Origin of the sequence: Burkholderia sp. Se-20378, assembly GCF_017104665.1 — a bacterium.
Lineage (GTDB): Bacteria > Pseudomonadota > Gammaproteobacteria > Burkholderiales > Burkholderiaceae > Burkholderia > Burkholderia lata.
Map to the genome: position 1 here is coordinate 1 of NZ_JAAGPG010000622.1, position 4,289 is coordinate 4,289.

Here is a 4,289-nt window from a genome sequence, read left to right on the forward strand (position 1 = left end):
TTGCCGGCAGCGGCTGATGATGGTCGGCAGCAGGCGGTCGATGCGCGCCGATACGAGCAGGAACACAACGCCGGACGGCGGTTCCTCCAGCGTTTTCAGCAGCGCGTTCGACGCGGCGACGTTGAGCGCCTCGGCCGGATACAGCACGACGACGCGCGCGCCGCCGCGATGCGAACCGACCCCGCAGAAGTCGAGCAGCGCGCGCACCTGCTCGATCTTGATTTCCTTGCTCGGCGCCCGCGTCTTCTTGCCGCCTTCGTCCGCGTCGGCCGCCTTCGCGTCGTCCGCGGCGCCCGGCGCCTCGCCCGCCAGCGCCTCGGGCAGCACGATCCGGTAGTCCGGATGGTTGCCCTGCGAGAACCAGGTGCAGGCCGCGCAGGTGCCGCACGGCTCGCCGTTCGGCTGCGGCGATTCACACAGGAAGCCCTGCGCGAGATGCTGCGCGAACTGCAACTTGCCGATCCCGGCCTGACCGTGCAGCAACAGCGCGTGCGGCCATTGCGCACGCAGTTGCTGCAGGCGGTTCCAGTCGTCGGTCTGCCACGGATAGATCATGTGGTGCGTTCCTTGCGAATTACAGCGCGGCGAGCACGCGTTCGAGCTGCTGGCGGATCTCGGGAATCGTCTGCGTCGCATCGACGATCGCGAAGCGGTGCGGCGCCTCTTCCGCGCGTCGCAGGTATTCGCTGCGCGTGCGCGAGAAGAACGCGTCGGACTCGCTCTCGAACTTGTCGGGCATGCGCGCGGCGCCGCGACGCTCGCTCGCGACTTGCGGTGCGACGTCGAACAGCACCGTCAGGTCGGGCTGGAAACCGCCCTGCACCCAGCGCTCGAGCGTCTCGAGCTTGTCGCGCGGCAGCCCGCGGCCACCGCCCTGGTACGCGAACGTCGCGTCGGTGAAGCGATCGGACACGACCCAGTCGCCGCGCGCGAGCGCCGGCTCGATCACGAGCGCGAGATGCTCGCGGCGCGCGGCGAACATCAGCAGCGCTTCCGTCTCGAGATCCATCGGCTGGTTCAGCAGGATCTCGCGCAGTTTCTCGCCGAGCTGCGTGCCGCCCGGCTCGCGGGTGACGACGACCTGCCGGCCGGCCGCGGCCAGCTTGCCCTGGAGGCGTTCGCAGAACCATTGCAGGTGGGTGGTCTTCCCCGCCCCGTCGATGCCTTCGAACGTGATGAATTTACCGCTCGCCATTATTGACCTCGTATGTATTTATCCACGGCCTTGTTGTGGTCGCCGAGCGTGTCCGAGAACACGCTCGTGCCATCGCCTTTCGCGACGAAATAAAGCGCGCTCGTCTGTGCCGGATTGATCGCCGCCTGCAGCGCGGCCACGCCCGGCAACGCGATCGGCGTCGGCGGCAGCCCGCGTCGGGTGTAGGTATTGTAAGGAGTGTCGGCCTGCAGGTCGCGCTTGCGCAGGCGGCCGTCGTACGCATCGCCGAGCCCGTAGATCACCGACGGATCGGTCTGCAGCGGCATGCCGATGCGCAGCCGGTTCGCGAACACGGCCGCGACGAACGCGCGATCGGCCGCGTGGCCCGTTTCCTTTTCGACGATCGACGCGATCGTCAGCGCTTCGTAAGGTGTCTTGTACGGCAGGCCCGGCACGCGCGCGGCCCAGGCCTCGTCAAGACGCGTCTGCATCAGATGGTACGCGCGCCGGTAGATGTTCAGGTCGCTCGTACCCTTGTCGAACAGATAGGTATCGGGGAAGAACAGCCCCTCGCCGCTGCCGCGCTGCACCGCGTTGTCCGATGCGCCGATCGCGCGCAGCAGCTCGGCGTCGCTCATGCCGGCCGTCGAGTGCGCAAGATCGGGGTTCGAGTCGAGTTCCGCGCGCATCCGCTTGAAGGTCCAGCCTTCGATGACCGTCGCGACGTACTCGTTCACGTCGCCGCGCGCGATCTTCTGCAGTACCTCGTAAGGCGTGATACCGGTCTTGAATTCGTAGTTGCCGGACTTGAGCCGGCTCGACAGCCCGAGCACGCGCGTCATCGCGACGAAGCCGAGCGGCTCCACCGGCACGCCGCCGCGCTTCAGCTGCAGCGCAACGCTCTTCACGCTGCTGCGCGGCTTGATCGTGACGTCGAGCGATGCGGAACCCAGCAGCAGTGGCCGGGTTGCCCAGTAATATCCGCCGCCCGCGCCGGCAGCGGCCACAACGACGGCCAGCGCCACGATCGTCGCGGCGCATTTCTTCAGTAGGGACATGGAAACGTGACTCAGGTAAGACCCATATAATACTTGCTCGCCTCCGTCAAAGTCAGGGTTGACTGTTCCCTCATTCCATGAGCACACCGTTCGCTTCACCGGCAGTCCAGGCCGCACCCGCCTCGCTCCCCGTTTTCCCCCGCCCGTCCGCCGCCGATTTCGATGCGCCGGGCGCCTGCATGCCGCTGCCGCAGTTCGGCGTGATCGACGTGGCCGGCGATGATGCCGCGACGTTCCTGCACAGCCAGCTCACCAACGACATCGAACATCTCGACGCCGCGACTGCGCGGCTGTCCGGCTATTGCTCGCCGAAGGGGCGCCTCCTCGGCTCGTTCCTCACGTGGCGCGCCGGCCACGGCGTGCGCCTGCTGGTGTCGAAGGACGTGCAGCCGGCCGTGCAGAAGCGGCTGTCGATGTTCGTGCTGCGTGCCAAAGCGAAGCTGACGGATGCGAGCGACACGCTCGCGGTGGTCGGTTTCGCGGGCGACGTGCGCGACGCGCTGTCGGGCATCTTCGATGCACTGCCGGACGGCGTGCACGTGAAGGTCGACGGCCCCGCCGGCACGCTGATCCGCGTGCCCGATGCAGCCGGCCGCAAGCGCTATCTGTGGATCGGCCCGCGCGCGGAAGTCGATGCGCGCATCGCCGCGCTCGGCAGTTCGCTGCCGGTCGTGTCGCCGGCCGTATGGGACTGGCTCGACATCCGCGCGGGCGAACCGCGCATCACGCAGCCTGCCGTCGAACAGTTCGTGCCGCAGATGGTCAACTTCGACGTGATCGGCGCCGTTAACTTTCGCAAGGGGTGCTACCCGGGCCAGGAAATCGTTGCGCGCAGCCAGTACCGCGGCACGATCAAGCGCCGCACCGCGCTCGCGCACGTCGCCGGCGAGACCGATACCGTGCATGCCGGCGTCGAGCTGTTCCACAGCGACGATCCCGGCCAGCCGTGCGGGATGATCGTCAACGCGGCGGCCGCGCCCGCGGGCGGTGTCGACGCGCTCGTCGAGATCAAGCTCGCCGCGCTCGACAATGGCACGGTGCACCTCGGTTCGGCCGACGGCCCGGTGCTCGCGTTCGATACGCTGCCGTACGCCTGGCCGACGGAAGCGTGATGCACTGACAACCCGTTCGCGCGCCGGCTCGCGAGTCGCAGCCGGCGCCCGATGTTTCCTGCGAGAGATTCGCCCGATGTGTCTGATTGCCTTCGACTGGCAGCCCGATGCCGCCGCCGGTCCCGTCTTTACCCTCACCGCCAACCGCGATGAGTTCTTTCGTCGGACCAGCGCGCCGCTCTCGTGGTGGGAAGATGTACCGGGCGTGCTGGCCGGCCGCGATCTCGAAGCGGGCGGCACGTGGCTCGGCGTATCGCGCGACGGCCGTTTCGCCGCGCTGACGAACTACCGCGCACCGTTCGACATCCGCGCCGGTGCGCCGACCCGCGGCAAGCTCGTGTCCGATTTCCTCGGCGGGCCGTCCGTCGCGCCGCTCGACTACCTGAGGCAGTTGGCCGAGCATGCGGCCGTCTACAACGGCTTCAACCTGCTCGTAGGCGACTGGCGGCGGCGTGAACTCGCGTGGTTCTGCAATCGCGCGCCCGAGGGCGAAAGCGTTGTCGCCGCGCCCGTCGCGATCGCGCCCGGCGTGCATGCGCTGTCGAATGCGCGGCTCGATACACCCTGGCCGAAAGTGGTGCGCAAGCGCGCGGAACTCGGCACGCTGCTCACCGACAATCCGACCCCGTCGCTCGACGAGCTGATCGCGCTGATGCGCGACCCGCATGTCGCGGACGACGACGCATTGCCGCACACGGGTATTCCGATCGAGCGCGAGCGTGCGCTGTCGGCCGCATTCATCGAGACCCCCGAATACGGCACGCGCGGCACGACCGCGCTGCGCGTCACGATGAAGGAAGGCGTGCGGCTGACGGTCGAGATCAAGGAACGCTGCGACGACGACGGTTCGCACCGCACCGTCCGCCCGGGCACGTTCGAGCGTGCGTTCACGTTCGACCTCGACGCGACGCCGCCGCGCTGAGCACGCGAGCGGGCGCCGCGCTACGGCGCGCGCGCCATCTC

General features: G+C 68.4%; 5 protein-coding genes. 2 read left to right on the top strand and 3 right to left on the bottom strand.

Features of this window, described 5'->3' with window-relative positions:
- The 3 genes from holB to mltG all read right to left on the bottom strand — a co-directional run.
- Window positions 1-555: DNA polymerase III subunit delta' (gene holB, locus G3N93_RS34985; RefSeq protein WP_206135013.1), on the bottom strand; the 555-nt coding region annotated here is incomplete at its 3' end.
- A 19-nt stretch (window positions 556-574) separates the two neighbouring features.
- Window positions 575-1,195, bottom strand: a complete 621-nt coding sequence (gene tmk, locus G3N93_RS34990; protein WP_039367036.1) for a dTMP kinase — start codon at window positions 1,193-1,195, stop codon at window positions 575-577.
- A complete protein-coding gene (gene mltG, locus G3N93_RS34995; RefSeq protein ID WP_174941171.1) occupies window positions 1,195-2,214 on the bottom strand; it encodes an endolytic transglycosylase MltG in 1,020 nt (339 codons plus the stop codon). Before mltG ends, tmk begins: the two co-directional genes overlap by 1 nt.
- Before the next feature lie 77 nt (window positions 2,215-2,291).
- On the opposite strand from mltG, the gene G3N93_RS35000 reads away from it, so the two are divergent.
- Both G3N93_RS35000 and G3N93_RS35005 read left to right on the top strand, forming a co-directional pair.
- Window positions 2,292-3,326: a folate-binding protein YgfZ gene (locus G3N93_RS35000; RefSeq protein ID WP_174941581.1), complete on the top strand. Its 1,035-nt coding sequence runs from the start codon at window positions 2,292-2,294 to the stop codon at window positions 3,324-3,326.
- Window positions 3,327-3,402: 76 nt separating this feature from the next.
- Window positions 3,403-4,248 carry an NRDE family protein gene (locus tag G3N93_RS35005; protein WP_174987287.1) on the top strand — a complete coding sequence of 282 codons (846 nt, stop codon included), beginning with the start codon at window positions 3,403-3,405 and terminating at the stop codon, window positions 4,246-4,248.
- The last annotated feature ends 41 nt before the right edge of the window (window positions 4,249-4,289 follow it).

What these genes read in the sequence shown, in the direction of transcription:
- tmk (WP_039367036.1), bottom strand. Translation starts at nt 1,195, where the DNA reads ATGGCGAGCGGTAAATTCATCACGTTCGAAGGCATCGACGGGGCGGGG.
- mltG (WP_174941171.1), bottom strand. Translation starts at nt 2,214, where the DNA reads ATGTCCCTACTGAAGAAATGCGCCGCGACGATCGTGGCGCTGGCCGTC.
- G3N93_RS35000 (WP_174941581.1), top strand. Translation starts at nt 2,292, where the DNA reads ATGAGCACACCGTTCGCTTCACCGGCAGTCCAGGCCGCACCCGCCTCG.
- G3N93_RS35005 (WP_174987287.1), top strand. Translation starts at nt 3,403, where the DNA reads ATGTGTCTGATTGCCTTCGACTGGCAGCCCGATGCCGCCGCCGGTCCC.